Genomic DNA, 19,112 nt, shown 5'->3' on the forward strand with positions numbered 1-19,112 from the left:
CAGCGCGGGAATCAATTCGACCGCGATGGCGTTCGCTAGCGGTGGCGGACGCAACGGAATGTCTTAATATCAGCCGATCGAGAACTGGTGAACGGGGGCGCGGTGCTGAGACTCTTCAAGCGTGCATGGGTCCCGTTGGTCGTGGTCGTCGCACTAATCATCGGCGGCGTTGCAGTGGACCGACTCCACGGCGTCTTCCCGGGACCCGGCCTGGCCAAGCCCGATCCCCGGGATGCGACCCCGCCATACGCGGCCAAGACCGCCATCTACGAAATCTTTGGACCACCCGGGACGACCGGCGTGGTCAATTGGATGGACGCGGAGTCACTACCGCAGAAGGCCAACTTCACCACATTGCCGTGGTCGCAGACGATCGTCGCCGAGATGCCCGGCATCTTCGCCTACGTCGTCGCCCAAGGTGACAGTTCCTTCATCGGGTGCCGGATCACGGTCGACGGCAAATTGGTCGATCAACAACAGGTCAACACCCGCGACGCGCAGGTTTCCTGTTTGGACAAATCCGCGTGACCGACAGCACGAGCGACACGGACGAAATCCCCGTCGTGCCGCACTACGAGCTTGAGCGGAAGCCGCGGCTGGCCCGCACCATCCGCGTGCTGGCGCTGCCCATCGTCGTGGTCTGGCTGTTGATCGCGGTCGGCGTCAACGTCTTCGTCCCACAGTTGGAGAAGGTTGCCGAGGATGTTTCGGTGCCGCTCTCGCCCTCCGACGCGCCGTCGGTGACCGGGATGAAGCACATCGGGGAGAAATTCAAGGAGTACGACTCCGACAACCTCGTCCTGGTGACCCTGGTCGGTGACCGGCCTCTCGGCGAGGACGCTCACCGGTACTACGACGATCTGGTCAAGAAGCTGCAGCAGGACCACGAACATGTCGAGCATGCGCTGAATTTCTGGGGGCAGCGGTTCACGTCCTCGGGCGTCGAGAGCTACGACCACAAGGCCGCCTACGTTCAGGTCAACCTGCGCGGTGATCAGGGCGGAGCCGTCGGCGACAAGTCGGTTGCCGCGGTTCGCAAAATCGTGGCGGATTCCAAGCCACCGGCGGGGGTGAAGGCCTACGTCGCCGGTCAAGGGGCCCTGACCGCCGACACGATCGTCGTCGGCGACGCGAGCCTGGCCAAGATGACGATCATCACCATCATCATCATCGCGATCATGCTGATGTTCGTCTATCGCTCTATCGGCACGGTGCTGCTGACGATGGTCATCCTGTTCGTCGGACTGGCCACCGGCCGAGGCGTGGTAGCCCTGCTGGGCGAAACCGGCATCATGGGGCTGTCGACTTTCGCGGTCAACTTGCTGACGGCACTGGCCATCGCGGCCGGTACCGACTACGCGATCTTCATGGTCGGTCGCTATCAAGAGGGTCGCGAACGGGGGCTGGACCGCGAAGCCGCTTACTACGACACGTTCGTCGGGGTCACCAAGGTGGTGCTGGGTTCGGGCTTGACGATCGTCGGTGCGCTGGCCTGCTTGCATTTCACTCGGCTGCCCTACTTCAGTTCGCTGGCGTTTCCGTGCGCCGTGGGCCTGCTGGTGGTGGTGGCCGCCGGGGTCACGCTGACGCCGGCGCTGATCGCGTTCGCAAGCGGCTTCGGCCTGTTCGACCCGAAGCGCGAGTTCAACTACACCCGGTGGCGCCGTTTGGCGACCGCCATCGTGCGGTGGCCCGCACCCATCCTCGCCACTTCTGTCATCCTGGCGATCGTCGGTGCCCTGGGCTTGATGGGTTTCACCCCGCGCTACAACGATCTGTATTACCTCCCGCAGAGCGCGTCCTCAGTGAAGGCGTACACCGCGGCCGATCAGCACTTCACCCAGGCCCGGATGAATCCGGACCTGCTGATGATCGAATCGGACCATGACCTGCGCAACACCACCGACATGCTGGTCTTGGACAAGATTGCCGGCGCCATCTTCCGGGTGCCCGGCATCGAGCGGGTGCAGAGCATTACCAGACCGCTCGGCCCGCCGATTGAAGACGGATCCATTCCGTTCCAGCTCAGTGTGCAAAGCGCACCGATTCGCGACAACCTCAATTACCTGAAGGCCCGCGTCGGCGACATCAAGAAGATCACGGGTTTCCTCGACACCCAGATCGCCCTCTTGGAGCGCCAGTACGTGGTGACCCAGAAGCTGGCGAACGCCGCGGACGACAGCTCGAGAACCACGGGGGAGACGGCGGCCATCACGGACGAGATCCGAGACCATATCGCGGATTTCGACGACTTCTGGAGACCGATTCGCAGTTACTTCTATTGGGAGAAGCACTGCTACGACATCCCTATCTGCTGGTCGCTACGAAGCCTGTTCGACGCCTTGGACGGGTTCGATCAACTGGCCGAAAAGTTCCACGCCCTCACCGGCGACCTCAACAACACGGCCACCGCCACGCGCGAACTGCTGGCGATCATTCCTGAGAACATCGCGGTCACGAAGGCGATCCGCGATACGACGCTGACCATCTACAGCTCGTTCGACAGCCTGATCGATCAGTTCGACCGGCTGACCGACACGAACGCCGTAATGGGCAAGTCGTTCAACGACTCTCGGACAGAGAGCCTGTTCTACCTGCCGCCGGAGATCTTCCAGAACCCGGACTTTCAGCTGGGGTTGCGGTTGATGGTGTCGCCGGACGGCAAAGCCGCTCGCTTCATCATCACCCACGCCGTGGATCCGGCGACGACGAAGGGGATCGCGTCCGTCGACCAAGAGCGTCAGGCGGCCAAGGAGGCGCTGAAACTCACTTCGCTGGAGAATGCCGACATCTACCTCGGCGGTACGGCCGCGACGTTCTACGACATCGCCAACGGCGCCAAGTACGACCTGATGATCGCCGGGGTGGCCTCGATCGTGCTGATCTTCATCATCATGGTGATCGTCACCCGCGCTTTGGTCGCAGCGGGCGTCATCGTCGGCACCATCGTGATGTCGCTAGGAGCCGCGTTCGGGTTCTCGACACTGATCTGGCAGCATCTCGGGGGCTTCCAGTTGCACTGGGTAGCAACCGAATTCGCGTTGATCGTGCTCTTGGCGGTGGGGTCCGACTACAACTTGATGCTGGTGTCTCGCATCGAGGAGGAGATCGGAGCGGGCCTGAAAACGGGACTCATCCGCGGGATGGGTGTCACCGGCCCGGTGGTGACCGCCGCCGGTGTGGTGTTCGCCGTCACCATGGGCACGATGATCACCAGTGATCTCCGCGCGATCGGACAGTTCGGCACGACGATCGGCATCGGCTTGCTGTTCGACACCTTCGTCGTTCGATCGCTGATCACGCCGTCGATCATGACGGTGATGGGACGCTGGTTCTGGTGGCCGAAGCGGGTGCGGGTCCGCCCGGCCAGTCAGATGCTTCGGTCCGTCGGGCCCCGCCCGCTGGTTCGCGCACTATTGCACCAGCCGCGGCACGCGGCCCCGCGGACTTAGCATCCGGCCTAGCGCCGTTATGCCCTAGGGTTCGCGCTGCGCCGCCTTGGCGGCTTCGCGCCGGGCTTTCTCTTTGACGTGCGTCGAGCAGGAATGCCCCAGATTGCAATGGAACTGGTCACTGCATTCGTGCGAGCAATAGACCGATGCTCCCGGTTGCCAGTCCGGATCGGACAGGTCGCGCTGCGGCTCGTTCGGGTCGAACGTGTGGCCGCAATGTATGCAGGTCCTGGTCTTGGCCTTAGTTCTAGCCATACCGGTCAGGCTACGCGCCCTGGGCCCATAAATCGTTGCTGATTTCGCATCGACATCGCATGACTCACCTGGGTGAATACGCGATTGGGGCGATGACAGCTCACCCCGTCTGGCCGCAGGCTCAATACGAGCAGAAATGGGTGGGATTGTCGCCCCGGCTGTTCCCGATTCGAGGCACGAAGCCGCTGCGGCGGGCGCGGGGAGCGAATAGGCGGTGACTATGCGATGAGAAGCGACGAGCACGTGCATAGAGTGCCTGGCACTCGGGAATTGGTCACCGCACGGCTGCGGCTGCGGCCGTGGACGCGCGGCGACGTCGACGCCGCGCTGGATATTTTCGGCCAGCCAGAGGTGACGCGCTGGCTGGCGCCCGCGTTGGCCTCCGTGATCGATCGCGACGCGATGGCAGAGGTGTTGGGGCGCTGGATCACAGAGCACGATCAGACAGGCCTGCCAATGGGGCGTTGGGCCGTCGAAAACGATCGCGCGAAGGCGGTGGTCGGGGCGGTATCGTTGCTGCCGTTGCCGCCGGGCGGTAACGACCTGGAGATCGGGTGGCAGATTGCGCCCGCGGCGTGGGGCCACGGCTACGGTGCGGAAGCCGGCCACGCGATCGCCCACCAGGCGTTCGACAGAGGCGTCAGTGAAGTTTTCGCCGTCGTGCGTCCCGGCAACACGCGTGGCGTCGCCACCGCTCGACGGGTCGGGATGGAATGGGTGGGCGAGACCGACAAGTACTACGGCCTCACGCTGCAGGTCTACCGCCTTACCGCTGCGGACCTGGATTACCCCGAACCCGCCGGACCCCGGGTGCGGGGCCTCTGAAACTTCGCGTGAGCACGAGTCAGGTTGTGGCAGAGCGCATCCGACGCTGACGTCCGCCAGCGCATTTCTCACCCGGGTGAAGATGTGTCTGGGGTGATGACAGTCCATCCTGCCTTGCTGCAATCTCAGTACAACCAGATCCGGGTGAACACTTACACCGCACAGCGAAGGAACAAGAGTGTGATCGACACCAAGCAGTCCACCGAAGATCTGACGATTCTCGAGCAGCTCAACAATGACTTCATCCACTCCGACCAGTTCAACGATGTCAAGCGGTTCAGCGAGTTCCTGGCCGAGGACTTCATCGTGCAGACTCCGGGCGTTACCCGGAACCGTGCAGAGTTCCTCGAATACATCGCTAAGCCGCGTCCGTTCAAGGATCTCGCTACCCACGACGTCAACGTCCGCATCCTCAGTGACGTTGCTCTGATCCACGCCCGGGCCACCTACACCACGCTTGCCGATGGCGTGCATCAAGAAGCTCTGTACACGGACGCATATCAGAAGCGTGAGGGCACCTGGGTCTGTGTTGCAGCCTGTGCGATCGCTCCGGGCGCTTGACCGCCAAGAAGGGTCGGAGCTTCAGGAGAACCAGGAAGGGTCCCCGAATGCACTTTGAGGCAAAGAAGGTCATTGTCGTCGGTGGCAGTGCTGGCATGGGCCGGCAGGTCGCGATCGACATAGTCGATCGTGGCGGGAGCGCCGTGATCATTGGAAGCTCGAAATCGCGTGTCGACGACACCCTAGGTCAGCTGACGATCAGGCGTGGCGCAGCATGGGGCATCGCCGCCGACCTGACGGATCGTGCTGCTGTAGCGGATGTGCAGCGGGCTCTTGCCGCGGATCACAGCGACGCGACACTGCTGGTTAACGCGGCCGGATTCTTCATCCCGAAGATGTTTCTCCAGTACGACTCGCAGGACTACGACTCGTACATGGACCTCAACTATGCCTTGTTCTTCTTGACGCAGACCGTGGTTGCGGGCATGATCGCCCGCGGGGAGGGCGGCTCCATTGTCAACATCGGCAGCATGTGGGCACATCAGGCGCTTGGTGTGACCCCATCCACCGGGCACTCGATGCAAAAAGCCGGCCTGCATGCGCTTACCCACAACCTGGCCATCGAGCTTGCCGGGCACAAGATCCGCGTCAACGCGGTGGCACCGGCTGCCGTGAAAACCCCCGCTCTCGAGCGGTGGGTCAAAAAGGACGAGATCGACGCCACGCTCGACGCTTTCGCGCCGATCCATCCTCTAGGACGAGTCGGCACCCCTGCCGACATCGCCGATGCGGTCACCTATCTCCTCTCTGACGCGGCCGGCTGGGTGACCGGCGCAATTCTCAACGCCGACGGTGGCATCATGGCCGGCCGCAACTAACCCGACCGGATCATCGTTCGGTAGCGAGGCGGACCGGAAGATTCTGGCGTGCTGGACGATGATTACGCACTCAACGAAGGAGCGACCGTGCCAAACGATTACAGCAATGACGACCGAACCGCGCCCCGCTCGGTAGACGACATCTTGAGGCCAGGCGGCCCGCCGGCTGAATCTGTCGGCCGCACCGAAGGCAAGTCGGTGTTCCTTGGGACGGTCGGTGTGCGCCACATCGTCGATAAGGTTCGGGCGCAAGGGCGCTTCTCCGTCCTCGAGCATCCGATGTCACCCCGAGCGTTAGCCGCACCGCTTCATCGCCACCACAACGAGGACGAGTACAGCTGGATCATCGAGGGGCGCGTGGGCGCTTTGCTCGGCGATGAGGAGCTCTACGGGGGACCCGGCGACTTCATTTTCAAGCCACGAGGCCAGTGGCATACCTTCTGGAACGCGGGCGATGAGCCCGCCCGCATCCTTGAGATCATTTCCCCGGCAGGATTTGAGCAGTTCTTCGACGAGCTTGCTGACCTCGGCGGTGTGGGCAACATATCGACACAGGACCTAGTTGAACTCTGCGCGAGGTACCAGCTGGAGATGGATGTCGAGACCGTCCCCGCGCTTTGCGAACGCTTCGACGCGAAATTCCCCGGTGAACCGATTTGAGAATGCCTGGCGGCGTTCTAAATCCCAGTCGAAGACAACTCTGAAAGGTTCATCATGAAGATCGTGGTCATTGGCGGTCGTGGGCTGATCGGCTCGAAAGTGGCGTCCAAGCTCAGCGCACAGGGACACGACGTGATCGCCGCATCCCGCCGGTCGGGTGTCGATTCACTTACCGGTGAAGGTCTCGCCGACGCCGTCGCCGGCGCGGATGTCCTTGTCGACGTGGCCGATTCGCCGTTGTTCGACGATGAACCCGTGATGCACTTCTTCACGACAACGACCACGAATCTTCTGTCCGTTGAACAGGAAGCGGGAGTCAACCACCATGTGGCGTTGTCCGTGGTGGGCGCGCAGGTCATGCCGGATAGCGGCTACAACACCGCGAAAGCGGCTCAGGAAAACCTGATCACAGGTTCGGGCCGGCCGTATTCGATCGTGCGAGCAACTCCGTTCTACGAATTCGCGGTTGGCTTGGCCGATTCGGCGACAGACGGAGACGTTGTCAGGTTGCCGCACGCGTTGTTCCGTCCCATCGCCGCCGACGATGTCGCGACCGCCGTGGCCGGCGCGGCTGTCGGGCACCCGACCAACGGAGTAACCGAGATAGCCGGACCCGAAGCAATGGGGATGGACGACTTTGTCCGCAGGGGCCTTGCCGCCGTTGGTGATCGACGTCGGGTCGTAACTGACGCGCAGGCACCATATTTCGGTGCGGTGATCGACGATCACACCCTGGCGCCCGACGCGGACGCCACCATCTTCGCTACCCGATACTCCGACTGGATCGACGCGCATCCCAATCGCTCGAGCCCGTAACGCCGACATGTTTAGGCCCGAGTGGTCGGCACATTTCGTATGGTGTTGAGCATGGACGACGTCATCCCCGTTAGTCGTCGCCGGCTGCTCCAGCTGGCCGGCGGCGCAGGAGCAGCAGCGATCGTGAGCGGCTGCGGACAATCGGCGACTGCATCAGCACTGCCGCCCAACTCGGCGTCGGCTGTCATGTTGTGTCGAGATGCGTGGGGCGCTCGCCCCGCCCGGGCCGGCGGCAGGCCCCACACCATCACTCGTATGACGCTTCACCACGAAGCAGTCGTCTTGGGAGACAACCGAAATGCCCCGGGCCGCCTCCGCCAAGATCAGCGCTACCACCAGGACAAGCAGGGATGGGTCGACATCGCTTACCACGTCGGCATCGACCGCGACGGCAACATCTACGAATTGCGAACGCCACAGATCGCCGGCGACACGGCAACGGACTACGACACGACGGGGCACTTCCTGGTCCTGTGCGAAGGAGACTTCGACCAAGAAGTAGTCTCCGAGGCCCAACTTCACGGCGCCGCGCTCGCTTTCGCCTGGGCCGCCCAAACCTTTCACGTCGCCAGCAACACCCTGGCCGGCCATCGCGACCTGGCCCAAACCTCGTGCCCGGGCGCGAACTTGTACGCCCATCTTTCGTCGGGGGACCTCAAGCGCCGTGTCGACGATCTGGTGGCCGCAGGACCCGTCAACCTCCAACACATCTGTGGGCCCGACGCGGCGGCAACCGTTGCCGCCATCGAGGCGGGCTAATCTAGCGGGTCAGCTGGAGATAGCGATGCACGTGGGCGATCGCCATGCCGCCTTCGCCCACGGAGGCCGCCACGCGCTTGACCGATCCGGAGCGGATATCGCCGACCGCGAAAATCCCTGGGGCGCTTGTTTCGAGCGCGAAGGGCTCGCGGTCGGGTTTCCACTGTCCCGCCTTCATCGCGTCGGTCCCCGTCAACACGAAGCCGTGCTCGTCGCGGGAGATCTCGCAGGGGAGCCAGTCAGTCGCCGCTTCGGCACCGATGAGGACGAAGAGCACCCGCGCATCCCGTCGCGATACCGTGCCGGCCTTGCGATCGATGATGTCGATCGCCTCGAGTTGGTCGTCACCGTGGACCGCGACAACCTCGGATCGCGTTTCCACCCGGATGTTGGTCTTCGTTGCGATCTGCTCGATGAGGTAGTGCGACATGCTTGCCGCGAGCGACTCGCCCCGTACCAGCAGCGTCACCGATCGGGCGTGGTTGGAGAAGAAGATGGCGGCCTGGCCGGCGGAATTGCCGGCACCGATCAGGTACACATCGTTGCCCTGCGCCAGGCTGGCGTCGCTGCGTGCCGCACCGTAGTAGACACCGGAGCCGACGAATCGATCGATCGAATCGACCTCGAGACGCCGCCACTCCACGCCCATCGCAAGCACGATCGACTTCGTTCGCAGAACATCGCCTCCGTCCAGCGCGACGGTCAGATCGGCGGGGTCGATGGCCTCGACCCGGCGGGTCACGACGATCTCGGCGCCCAGCCGCTTCGCCTGTTGCAGCGCCCGGCTGGCGAGTTCGTCGCCGGAAACGCCGAACGGAAAACCCGTGTAGTTCTCGATCCGGGTCGAGGTACCGGCCTGTCCGCCGGGCGCGAACGACTCGATCAACGCCGTCCGCAGGCCTTCCGACGCACTGTTGACCGCCGCCGTCAGACCCGCCGGTCCGCCGCCCACGATCACGACGTCGTAGTGGTCGTGCCCGGGCGCTGACGTCAGTCCGGCCACCGTGGCAACGGCACGCATCGACGGGTTGGTCAGCCGGGTGCCGTCGCGTACCACCACCATCGGGTAGGCGGCGATTCGGCCTCCAGCGAGTGCATGAGCCGCGGGATCGTCCGGATCTAGGCGTTCGTAGGGAATCTGATTGCGATGGAGGAAGCTGTCGCAGCTGTGCACGCCCGGGTCGACACGCGGGCCGATTACGTACATCGCGGGCTCGCGTGGGCGCCCGGTGGCGGTCTTGAGCATCTCGATGCGCTCCAGCGCCGCCGCACCGACCGTTTCGGAGACTTGGGGCGCCATGGCGGCGAGTGTGTGGAACACCTCGACCGTCAGTTTCACTACCCGCGAAGGCTCGACGGCTCGCATGCTGGCCGGCAAGGGGGTACCGAGTGTCATCGGGATCTCGCCTCCGACTTCGCCGGGAAGCCGGACGCCGATCACCTGCTCGACGCCGTTAACCAGCTTCGTCAGCTCGGCCTTACCTTCGACCATGATTGCCAGGGACCGGCCTTCGCCCTCGTGGGCCACGTATTCTCCGGGGATCAGGCGGATGTCCTCCACGGTGCCGGCAAGATACTCGAGTTCCTTTTCCCCGAGTGTCGAAAACAGCGGAATAGCGGCCAACTCCTCGATGGTGAACACAATTGCCTCCCAAGCTCGTTCGCGGTGAAGCCGCCGGTGTGCAAGAGCGGCTTCGCATTCGGTCTCGAATCTTCGATGCAGTGATCGTCCGCCGTCCGTCATGGCGGCACATGAGGCATTCGCCCCAAAAATGCCGGGGATCGTGGCTATGCATGGCGTGGCAAAGCCTTGACGTGGGATGTAGACCCTCAGCCGCGCAGGGCTCTTCCAGCGGGCGCGGGGACCCAGCTTTGCAGTGCCTTACGGCCGATCAATTGGCAGCCGTGTGTGTAAGCCAATTGCTTTGCCGCAGTGGTGAACTCTTGATTGCTCACCACGATGCTTCGCGTGCATCCGTGATGACGCGCACCAGCAACCACCTGTTGGACGGCGGCGACGCCGACCGTCTTGCCGTGCCGCTTGCACTGGACCGCCGCGTACTGGCCATCCTTTTGCGCGATCAGGTCGACGCCATAGTCGCCGACCGCAGGGGTGAAGCTGACCTCCCAGCCCGCGCGCTGCATGCGAGTGGCGACATAGTCCTCGAACTCCACGCCGTCCATCGCATCGATCTCCGCGATTCCCGCAACGGTCCCCAGCCGCCACCGCGATCGACGGTAGGCGGGCTGTATCAAGCCCGCCAGCAGCAGGCCACAGCCCGCACCCACCAGGCCTAGAGCGACGCGGTGTGTGAAGAAACCAAGGAGAAGCCCGAAGTACAGCGGGAGGAAAACGAACGCGGTCTTCATGCCGTGGAAACGTCTCGCGGGCTTCCGACGTATGTGGCGGAAGCGATGATCGATGGCGCCCGATGCATGAGCCGATGATAGGGACGAGCGACGACAAACGAGGCGGTTGGCGATTCCGGCCGTGTCGCGCAGCCACCTTGGTTCGCGACGCATTCCGGACTCCGGCGGAGCAGAATCTAGGTGTCCCGCAACGACTTGAAAACGATGGTGAGGGTGTGAAAATTCGCACGGTGTTGGTTGTTATGTCGGCAGTCTTGGTCGTGGCGGCCTGCGCGTCAGGCAAGCCCGGCGGTACGTCGGGTGCTCCCACCCGGACGATCGCTACGGCACCCCCGACATCAAGCGTGACGTTGTGGGAGACCGGATCCAAGGATCTTTACCCCTTGATGGACGCGTGGGCCGCGGCCTATCACCTGAAATATCCGAACATCACCATCACCACGGACGGCACCGTATCCGATTTCGGAATCTCGCAAGCGGCTATGGGGGCGGTCAACATCGGCGCCTCCGGCGCCTACCTGTCCGAGGATGATCTAGCTGCGCACCCGGGGCTGATGAACATCGCCGTGGCCGTCTCGGCGCTGCACATCAGCTACAACCTGCCCGGCGTCACCGAGCACCTCAAGCTGGATGGCAAAGTGCTGTCGGCGATGTACCGGGGCGCCGTCAAGACCTGGAACGATCCGCAGATCGCCGCCCTCAACCCCGGCGTGAACTTGCCTGCTACCCCGGTGATTCCGCTACACCGTTCCGACGGATCCGGCGATACGTTCCTGTTCACCCAGTACCTGGCGAAGCAAGATCCGGACGGTTGGGGCAAGTCGCCGGGCGTCGGCACCACCGTCGAGTTTCCCGCGGTACCGGGCGCGCAGGCTCAAGACGACGCCGACGGCAGGGCCGGCATGCTGAACGGCTGCGCCGCGAGCCCCGGCTGTGTCACCTACCACGGGACCGGCTACATCGACGTGGCCCACCAGAAGGGATTGGGGGAGGCCCAATTGGGCAACGCTGCCGGCAATTTCCTGCTGGCCGACGCCCAGAGCGTTGCGGCCGAGGCCGCCAGCTTTGCCTCGCAGACCCCGCCGAACCAATCGATCTCGCTGGTCAACGGGCCCGCCGGCGGCGGCTACCCGATCGTGAACTACCTCTACGCGATCGTCTACGGCAACCAGAAGGATCCCACCACGGCGCAGACGCTCCAGGCGTTCCTCCACTGGGCGGTGACCGACGGCAGCAGCCCCTCGTTCCTGGAATCCGTTCATGCCTACGTTTGGCCCCTGCCGGGTGGCGTCGCGAAGCTGTCCGACGCCCAGATCGCCAAGATCCCCAGCTAGCCATCTTTCTGCGCGAAAGTATCGAAATTTCAAGACTCAGAACAGGTTTGAGGTCAAGCGGCACCCGGCTTCGGCGAAACCGGGCACGACGTTTACGCAGCTGTAAATTATGACAACTGTTCTAACGGGCGGCAAATATTTGTTGCATCGGCTAATGAACGTGCCTCGGTGCGCCATACACTCCCGCCTGTGACGTCGATTGAGGTGGACCCGGACGGTTATGCCCGGAAACTGCGCAAGAATCCGGACTCGGAAAGTTCGAGTTTCCATGTCGAAATGCACGACGAGCAGTTTGACGAATTGCACGCGTCTGCCCAGCGAAGGCGATCGCACATCGGTGCGCTCAGCCAACAGCTGTGCAGTTCTCAAGCCGAACTGGAATCGACCTCAGCGCGCTTCACCGAGCTGGCCGGTGAGATCCCTGCCGACATCGCGGGTCTCAGCGATCGACTGTCCCGGATTCTCAATGCTGCAGCCGCCGACGCAGAGGAGACCCGGGCGGAGGCGCGTCAGTTTGCGGCGACCGTTCAGATCGAAGCCGAAGAGCGTGCGGCCAGGATTATCAGTGAAGCCCAACTGGAGTATGACTCGGCGACCTCGCTGCGAGCCGATTTGGAGACGCAGAGCAAGCAAATGCGGGTTGATATCGCCAGGCTCAGGGAGCAGGCCGCTCTCAATGCCGCGGACATCGTGCGGGAGGCCGAAGAAGCGGCCGAGGAAATGTTGACCAGCGTGCAGCGCGATATCGACGGCCAGCTGATGCAGGCGCAGGCCAAGTTGGACGAACTCATCGGCGTGCGTGCGCAAATCGCCACTCAGCTAAGAGATTTCTACGAGAAGTTCAACCAGCTCGACGGCTCGATGGCCCCAATCCAGCATGTCCAGGTGACGCGCCTGGCATCGAGTTCTTCGAATACTCGTCCCAGTTACGGCACCCACGCGGCTGCCGAGGTGCATCTAGCGGATGGTGCGATTCACAAGATTGGATAGCCGGAATTGCCTACACCACAACGGCGTTGGCTTTCCGCGATTCAGGCTATGCGGGGTTCTTACCCAGCCCACGTTCCATGAAGCGCCCCATGGTCAGCACGGCGCGGCGACGCGGCATCATCCGGGTGGAGAGCAGGGTAACGAGGCGATTCGGCCGTCCGGGCATGACGAGGTGCTTGCGGCCGATGGCCCCTAGCGTTTCCGCCGCCGCGTCGCGCGGGTCTGCGATCTGCCACCGGGGATACTGCGAAAATGCGTCTCCCTGTGTGTCCATCAGACCAGCGGACATGACCAGTACGTCGACGCCGGTGTCGCGGGTTTCGTACCACAGCACCTCACCGAAAACGATCTGAAAGGCCTTGTTGGCCGCGTACGCGCCGGTGTACGGCGCCGGAATCAGGCCGGCGCCCGACGAAACGATCACGATGGCACCTCGACCCCGCTTCGTCATCAGATGCGCGAAAGGGTGGATGAGGTTTACGTACGCGCGGGCATTGATGTCGATCATGGCGTTGTGGACCTCCAACGCCATGTCCAGAATTTTCGGTGTGTCCTTCGGGGTGTACATGTGATTGCAGACGAGAACATCGACGGTGACGTCGGCAAGCTGGTCGATGATTTTCGGATAGACCGACAAGTCGCCGAGATCGACAGGGATAGTGCGGACTTCGACGCCGTACTCGGTTCGAAGCGCCGTGGCCCGGACCTCGAGCTCCTCTGCCAGGATGTCCACTAGGACGAGATTGACACGGCGACTGGCGATTTCGCGCGCATAGGCAAAGCCCAGTCCACGCTCGCCGGCGCTGCCGGTGACCAGTGCCCAGGAACCGGCGTATCGGTCAAGGGGATGGTGCCGACTCACGAAACCTCCAGAAGCGACTTCCCGTCCAGCGTGCGAATAGTACCGCCCAGCCGCTCGAGCAGGGTCAGGGACTTGTACATCCCGCCGTTGAGCCCGTCACGGTCGCTGGTGCACAGCGCCAAGGCGGCTTCGGCCATAGCCTCGATGGGCTCGAGAATGCTTGTGTCAGACAGTGTTTCCTCGGTGAGCGTCGCCTTCACGCCCTCGGTCAGCACCGCCTTCACCGGGGCGAGGGTGTTGGCGACAATCGAGTCGGCGTAGAACTCCGTGGCCAGCGCCTCGGTAAGCCGGTTCAGGGCCGATTTCGCCGAACCGTACGCCGCCTGAAAGTGGTAGGTCGGGTCCGGCGGAGGCGTCGTCGGGATGTCACCGGCATAGGAGCTGATGTTCAGTAGCCAACCGCCGCCGCGTTCGCGCATCGCCGGAATCACGCGCTGGCACAGGTCGAACGGGGCGAGATAGTTGACCGTCGTGACCAACCGCAGGCGCTTCTCCGTGATCTCGGTGAACGGCATGAAAAACGCTGTCGCGGCGTTGTTGACCAGGATGTCGATCGGTCCCAGGTCGGCGACCACCCGCTCGACCACTTCGGCCCGCGACTCGGGCGAGGTGAGGTCGAGCTGATACGGCACCGCGCGACCCCCCGCCGCCTCGATGTCGGCGACGGTCTCGCGCAACGTACCCGGAATGACACCCTGGGCGGGCAGGTCCAAGCTCCGAGCGGCCACGGCGACAACGGCGCCCTCGCAGGCGAATCGCTTCGCGATGGCGGCCCCGATGCCCCGGCTGGCGCCGGTCACCAGGGCGACCCGGCCCTCCAGCGCCGATTCTGAATTCATGATGTCCCTTTCGGCGTCATATCCGTCCGGCGATGCCGGCGCTGGTGAAAATGGCGAGCTGTTCCACGAAGTCGGGATCGAGACCCGAATCGCGCAGTGGTTGCCCGTAAACGGGCCGGTCGACGCGGGTGAGCGCCTCGAGCATGCCCAGCATGCCCAGCATGATCCGGTGCCGGGCACCGGCGTCGGGAGCGCCGCCGAGGGCTCGCCCCATGACTTCACGAAGCATGCCGATCACCTCAGGGTCGAAGCCCGCCAACGCAACTCGCGAGGGATCCTCGGTTTGACTGAGCGTCGAGAAGACCCGCATCCACCGCACGCCCGCGACGGGTTCGCGCTCGATGAGTTCCACGACGGGCAGCAGCACAGTGTCTACGGCCTCGCGGATGGTGACGGCGCCCTCCCGGTCGTGCAGCGGAACCAGACGCTCCTTGATGGCTTCGGAGATCATGCCCGAGCGACGCTGGATTACGGCCTCAAGCAGGCTGCGCTTGGTCGAGAAGTGGTACGACAATGCGCGGGGCGCGACGTTCGCCTCCCGGGCGATGGCGCGCAAGGACACGGCGTCGGGGTTGGTGTGCCCGGCCATTGCCTCGGTGACGTCGAGGATGACGTCGCGCACATCGACGTCGTTGCGGGGTCCGCGGCGCTTCTTTGCCTGCTGCGTCACGAAGCCAGCGGGTTCCGGGGGCGGGAAAGGGTGTCGCTCAAGGTGAGTTCCCTGTCGTCAGTATTGTCGGTAGCGGCGCTGGACGTGCTCCTGGCGGATGCGCACCTGTTCGCGACGCTGCTCGGGCGATACTCGCGGCGTCGAGGCCGGCAGGTGATCGAAGATCTTGTCGAACAGTACTTTTCGCACACTCACCGTGGGAAGCCGGTCGGTTGGCTGCGGGTAGGTCCAACGCATGGCCATGAAGCCCTGGCGGAGTCCGGTGGTGTCCAGCCAGTTGTTCACGCCGGGGTCGCGGTGGGCGACGACGTACCGGTAGTGGCCATCGTCGTCGCGGACGGCCTGGGTGCCGTTCAAGCTGCTGACGTGATTGGCGTAGTCGTGCGACTCACCCCAAACGTTGGCCAGGTGGAAGCCCAGGTACGCCGGCGACTCGAACACTTCGGTGTCGATGAGCAGGGCCTCGTCCTCGGCCAGGTCGTAAACCCCGCCGGAGTAGACATTGGTGCTCTGCCCGCCGCCGGTGGCCAGCGATGCGGCGGCGGGGGCGTTGAGGTCGTTGCGCGGCATGAAGCAGACGCCGTCTCCGTTGCGGTCTCCGTAGGCTTCCAGGACCACGTCGTAGAACTTGTTCCAGAAGCGGGTCTGGTTGTCGACGATTTCGCCGACACGCCGCATTGCCGCTGCCGCGGCGGCCGGCCCGAGCGCGGGCGGATGCTCGCCGACCTTGTCGAGGCGGCGGATCGACAGCTCGGGCGACTGCTCGCGTTCCCAGTCGTGGAACAGGAACCGCACGGTCACGTGTTCGGCGTAGAACGCCGTGCCAGCGCTCCGCGAGATGCGCTGTGTGGCAATGAAGTTGCCCATGTGTCCCGGTGGGGGCTCGGGGGCCAGCAAGATTTCGAAGCGCCCGTCCTCGCCGACGACCAGCTCGGAGGAGTCGAGCTTGCCGGTGTTGCCGCGCGCGCCCGGTTGCAGTTCGGCGAGGTCGCCACTGTCGCCGGCGTAGCCGGTGTGCGCCTCCACGATGACGTACTGGGGCGCGGTGGGACCCGACGGTGCCGGTGCCTGCCCGCGCCAATGTCGCCAGTCCTGCACCAGGCCGGTGATCGAATAGGTGTGGCGGCCGTCGATCGGCGTCGAGAGGTACATCGCGTCGCTGTTGTCGATGGTGGCTTTGTCCAGAACCTGCAGGCTGCGACGGAAATACGGAAAAGCGGGATCCCCGAAGAACGCCCGCTCGACCGCCGAGTACACGAAGCCCAGCAGGTACCGATAGCCCTCGGCAAGCTCGCGCGGTCCGGCCGTCGGCGGTGCGTACAGTTCGGGGGACTCGAGGGCATCGCGCGCCCGGCCCAGCTGCTCGATCATCTCGTCCCAGGCGGCGCGCAGGGCGTCCGCGTGCTCATCCGACATGGCCTGACTCCCATCCGAATCGATCGAACAGCGGCGCCAAACGAGTGCGAATCTCGTCCGCGTCGAGCCCGAATTCCCCGAGGCTGTAGGTGTGTCCGGACCGGTACTCGCGGCCCTTCTCGCTGGCCAGTGCCTTCTGTTGCTCCGGCACCATGTCCATGCCGATCTCGTCGTACACACGGCGCATCGTGCCGGCCGGGTCCGTCACGAGGTCGCTGTAATCCACGATCGCGCTGGGTACCTCGGGGTGCGCCGCCAGTACCTCCAGCGGGTGTTGGTAGTAGTGGTACGACGAGTCCGCGAAGTACCGGAACGACGCCCGTATATCTGCCTCCGCCCGCTTGCGTGCCGACCAGGCGAACTGCATCAGCTTGAGCAAGCTCGGAATCGTCTCGTAGGGATTTCGGACCGGCACGACGAAACGCGCGTCGGGAAAGGTGCGAATGAGGCTTTCGACCCGGCCGCAGTGGACGGGGGCCTTCGAAAGGTGTATCAGTTCAGGACCGTTGAGGACGAGCTGGCGGCGCAGGCAGTCCTTGTAGAACTGCATGACGCGCTCCCGCTTGGCGGCGGGCCACCGATCGTCGACGTAGTAGAAGTCGAGTTCGTGGACGTACGGGTACTGCACGATCCAAAAGCCCGACGCGCACGACATCGTCAGCAGAAATTCGTCCTCCTCAGGTGCGAAAAGCCCTGACTCGTGCACACTTTGACTCTTGCTGAACAGTCGCTCGTCGAGGCGGTCGATGCGCCGGCGAAGTCGGCCGCCCAGCCGCTGGTCCCACCGCAGCACGGCCCGCAACACCTTCTTCTCGATCAGCGACGGGAAGAACATCTCCCAGAGCAGCACGTAGGAGAATCGGGGATCGTTAGCCAGCAAGCGGTGCAGATATGTTGTGCCGCTACGTGCGTGGCCCACTACGAAGATCGGCTGAACGACCTTTGCGCGTCTCAGCGCGGGAAAGAAGATCGGGTCGAGTGCGAACGTCACCGCGTGCAACAGCGCCATGGCCGGCACCACGACACACAGCGTGCGGTACTGGCGGCGACGGCGCTCGGGGTTCTGCTCGCGGCGGACCAAGCGCACCAACGTCCACCAGGTGCGGAAGTCGAAGTAGAAGTAGTCCCTCACGAGGCGCCTTACGGATTGACTTTGCTGATGACGGCGTCGGCGAACCGCTGCAACTTGGCTAGCTTGTCGGCCAGCGGCTGCGTGTCGTCGCCCTTGATGTAGGGGTTGCGGAAGCCGACCACGACATCGGTCACGCCCATGTCCTCGAGGCGCCTGCACCCGTCTACGGTGCGCGCGTCCGGGCTGGCCGCGTGAATCTCGAAGGGCTCGTTGGTGTTTCCTGCCTCGGCGCGTAAGGCCTGCAGCTTTCCGAGCATCGACGCCAGCGCATCGCTCGGTCCGCCCGCATGCATCCATCCGTTGCCTTTAGTCGCCGCTCGTCGCAAGGCGGCATCCGAGTGGCCCCCGACGAGCAGTGGCACCGGCCGGGTTGGCACCGGACACACCTTCAGTGCGGGGACGTCGTAGAAGCGTCCGTGGAACTCGAAGAACTCGCCCGACTCCAGCCCCCGGAAGACATCGATGGCCTCGTCCATACGCGCGCCCTTGTGCGCCGGGTCGACACCGGCCATCACATAGTCATCCGGGTAGGGGCTGGTTCCGAGACCGATGCCGAGGCCCAACCGGTTGCCCGTCAGCTTGGCGACCGAGAACGCTTGCTTGGCAACCCAGACGGGTGCGCGGAGCGGGAACTTCACCACGAAGGTGTTGAAGCGGATGCGCTCGGTGATGGCTCCCAGGGACGCCGCGAGCACGAACGGCTCGATGAATTCCTTGCCCTCCAGGAAGCTGCGGTCGCCATCGGCCGTGTAGGGATAGACGGCATCCGAATGTTCGGGATACGCAATGGAATCGGGGATCGTGAACCCGTCATAGCCGGCTGCCTCGGCGGCCACGGCGAGCCGCGGCAGGTACTCCGAACGCGTCATCACATCCGTGAACGTGAAGCGCATCGGCGGAGCTCCTTCGCTCTTGGGTCTGGTGTCATCCTGATGCACCCCGAATATTTAGTCAAGTGAGGAAATAGTCCCGGGTGAAGGGCGTGGCTTCGCGAAACCGGCTAAGCTTCGCGGCACCGTGCCGGGGACCGGAAGGGGGGTCATCGTGGCTGATGAGTTGGATGTCGATCTCGTCGCGCTGCACATGGGGAGCAACCATGTGCTCAACGGGATCGGCGAGGCCGCCGTGGACTTCGTCGGCCATGAAGACGGCCTGGCCGATGCGGCGCCGGGTTGGGTCGGAACCTCGCAGCTCGCGTTGGCTCGGCTCGCGGCTCGGTGGGAGGCCCGGCACAGCCAACACAGGCTCCAGGTAGGCGGGTTGGGGACGCACGTCGCCGAAGCGCTGATCGGTTACTCCACCAACGAGGACGATTCGGCCAGCATGATCAGGTCGGTGCGGGAACAGGGGTAG

Annotated in this window: 20 protein-coding genes; 11 read left to right on the forward strand and 9 right to left on the reverse strand. The window is 64.0% G+C overall.

What is annotated here, in order from left to right; genetic code table 11:
- Positions 1-102: 102 nt before the first annotated feature.
- Together BN973_RS09530 and BN973_RS09535 are read left to right on the forward strand one after the other, a co-directional pair.
- Positions 103-528, forward strand: coding sequence for an MmpS family transport accessory protein (locus tag BN973_RS09530; protein ID WP_036472213.1), 426 nt, complete (start codon positions 103-105; stop codon positions 526-528).
- Complete coding sequence (locus tag BN973_RS09535; RefSeq protein WP_036467675.1) at positions 525-3,452, forward strand: MMPL/RND family transporter; 2,928 nt, start codon at positions 525-527, stop codon at positions 3,450-3,452. Before BN973_RS09530 ends, BN973_RS09535 begins: the two co-directional genes overlap by 4 nt.
- Positions 3,453-3,476: 24 nt before the next feature.
- On the opposite strand, the gene BN973_RS30425 is transcribed toward BN973_RS09535, so the two are convergent.
- A complete protein-coding gene (locus BN973_RS30425; RefSeq protein ID WP_084163349.1) occupies positions 3,477-3,707 on the reverse strand; it encodes a ferric uptake regulation protein in 231 nt (76 codons plus the stop codon).
- A 252-nt stretch (positions 3,708-3,959) separates the two neighbouring features.
- On the opposite strand from BN973_RS30425, the gene BN973_RS09540 reads away from it, so the two are divergent.
- The 6 genes from BN973_RS09540 (at position 3,960) to BN973_RS09565 (ending at position 8,146) form a co-directional block, all read left to right on the forward strand.
- Entirely contained in the window at positions 3,960-4,532 is a 573-nt protein-coding gene (locus BN973_RS09540; protein ID WP_232232052.1) for a GNAT family N-acetyltransferase, read from the forward strand.
- Positions 4,533-4,712: 180 nt separating this feature from the next.
- Complete coding sequence (locus BN973_RS09545) at positions 4,713-5,093, forward strand: nuclear transport factor 2 family protein (protein ID WP_051641560.1); 381 nt, start codon at positions 4,713-4,715, stop codon at positions 5,091-5,093.
- Positions 5,094-5,140: 47 nt separating this feature from the next.
- On the forward strand, positions 5,141-5,911 hold the full coding sequence (locus BN973_RS09550; RefSeq protein ID WP_036467678.1) for an SDR family NAD(P)-dependent oxidoreductase: 771 nt from the start codon (positions 5,141-5,143) through the stop codon (positions 5,909-5,911).
- A 48-nt stretch (positions 5,912-5,959) separates the two neighbouring features.
- A complete protein-coding gene (locus BN973_RS09555; RefSeq protein WP_232232053.1) occupies positions 5,960-6,571 on the forward strand; it encodes a cupin domain-containing protein in 612 nt (203 codons plus the stop codon).
- A gap of 54 nt (positions 6,572-6,625) precedes the next feature.
- Positions 6,626-7,387, forward strand: coding sequence for an SDR family oxidoreductase (locus BN973_RS09560; protein WP_036467680.1), 762 nt, complete (start codon positions 6,626-6,628; stop codon positions 7,385-7,387).
- Positions 7,388-7,642: 255 nt separating this feature from the next.
- On the forward strand, positions 7,643-8,146 hold the full coding sequence (locus BN973_RS09565) for an N-acetylmuramoyl-L-alanine amidase (protein WP_232232054.1): 504 nt from the start codon (positions 7,643-7,645) through the stop codon (positions 8,144-8,146).
- A gap of 1 nt (position 8,147) precedes the next feature.
- Here the strand turns inward: BN973_RS09565 and BN973_RS09570 are convergent, their stop codons facing one another.
- Positions 8,148-9,788: an FAD-dependent oxidoreductase gene (locus BN973_RS09570; RefSeq protein WP_036467682.1), complete on the reverse strand. Its 1,641-nt coding sequence runs from the start codon at positions 9,786-9,788 to the stop codon at positions 8,148-8,150.
- Positions 9,789-9,976: 188 nt separating this feature from the next.
- Positions 9,977-10,516 carry a restriction endonuclease gene (locus BN973_RS09575; protein ID WP_051641188.1) on the reverse strand — a complete coding sequence of 180 codons (540 nt, stop codon included), beginning with the start codon at positions 10,514-10,516 and terminating at the stop codon, positions 9,977-9,979.
- 242 nt (positions 10,517-10,758) lie between these two features.
- On the opposite strand from BN973_RS09575, the gene pstS reads away from it, so the two are divergent.
- Together pstS and BN973_RS09585 are read left to right on the forward strand one after the other, a co-directional pair.
- Positions 10,759-11,850: a phosphate ABC transporter substrate-binding protein PstS gene (pstS, locus tag BN973_RS09580; protein ID WP_036467684.1), complete on the forward strand. Its 1,092-nt coding sequence runs from the start codon at positions 10,759-10,761 to the stop codon at positions 11,848-11,850.
- Positions 11,851-12,039: 189 nt separating this feature from the next.
- The gene (locus tag BN973_RS09585; RefSeq protein ID WP_139830341.1) at positions 12,040-12,840 is read left to right on the forward strand and encodes a V-type ATP synthase subunit E family protein; all 801 of its coding nucleotides are present in this window, start codon (positions 12,040-12,042) and stop codon (positions 12,838-12,840) included.
- Positions 12,841-12,886: 46 nt separating this feature from the next.
- Here the strand turns inward: BN973_RS09585 and BN973_RS09590 are convergent, their stop codons facing one another.
- The 6 genes from BN973_RS09590 to BN973_RS09615 are packed head-to-tail and all read right to left on the reverse strand — an operon-like array spanning position 12,887 to position 18,652.
- Positions 12,887-13,702 carry an SDR family NAD(P)-dependent oxidoreductase gene (locus BN973_RS09590; protein WP_051641190.1) on the reverse strand — a complete coding sequence of 272 codons (816 nt, stop codon included), beginning with the start codon at positions 13,700-13,702 and terminating at the stop codon, positions 12,887-12,889.
- Positions 13,699-14,541 carry an SDR family NAD(P)-dependent oxidoreductase gene (locus tag BN973_RS09595; protein ID WP_036467686.1) on the reverse strand — a complete coding sequence of 281 codons (843 nt, stop codon included), beginning with the start codon at positions 14,539-14,541 and terminating at the stop codon, positions 13,699-13,701. The genes BN973_RS09590 and BN973_RS09595 overlap by 4 nt, the downstream gene beginning before the upstream one ends.
- Positions 14,542-14,557: 16 nt before the next feature.
- Positions 14,558-15,211 (reverse strand): TetR/AcrR family transcriptional regulator, encoded by a 654-nt coding sequence (locus BN973_RS09600; protein ID WP_036467688.1) that lies wholly within the window; start codon positions 15,209-15,211, stop codon positions 14,558-14,560.
- Positions 15,212-15,268: 57 nt separating this feature from the next.
- On the reverse strand, positions 15,269-16,627 hold the full coding sequence (locus tag BN973_RS09605; protein WP_036467689.1) for a hypothetical protein: 1,359 nt from the start codon (positions 16,625-16,627) through the stop codon (positions 15,269-15,271).
- The gene (locus BN973_RS09610; RefSeq protein WP_036467691.1) at positions 16,617-17,759 is read right to left on the reverse strand and encodes a sulfotransferase family protein; all 1,143 of its coding nucleotides are present in this window, start codon (positions 17,757-17,759) and stop codon (positions 16,617-16,619) included. The genes BN973_RS09605 and BN973_RS09610 overlap by 11 nt, the downstream gene beginning before the upstream one ends.
- An 8-nt stretch (positions 17,760-17,767) precedes the next feature.
- Entirely contained in the window at positions 17,768-18,652 is an 885-nt protein-coding gene (locus BN973_RS09615) for a TIGR03619 family F420-dependent LLM class oxidoreductase (protein ID WP_036467693.1), read from the reverse strand.
- A gap of 151 nt (positions 18,653-18,803) precedes the next feature.
- Here BN973_RS09615 and BN973_RS09620 point away from each other — a divergent pair, with 151 nt between their 5' ends.
- A complete protein-coding gene (locus BN973_RS09620) occupies positions 18,804-19,112 on the forward strand; it encodes an RNA 2'-phosphotransferase (protein WP_232232055.1) in 309 nt (102 codons plus the stop codon).

Source organism: Mycobacterium triplex (assembly GCF_000689255.1).
In the GTDB taxonomy this organism is placed as follows: Bacteria; Actinomycetota; Actinomycetes; order Mycobacteriales; family Mycobacteriaceae; genus Mycobacterium; species Mycobacterium triplex.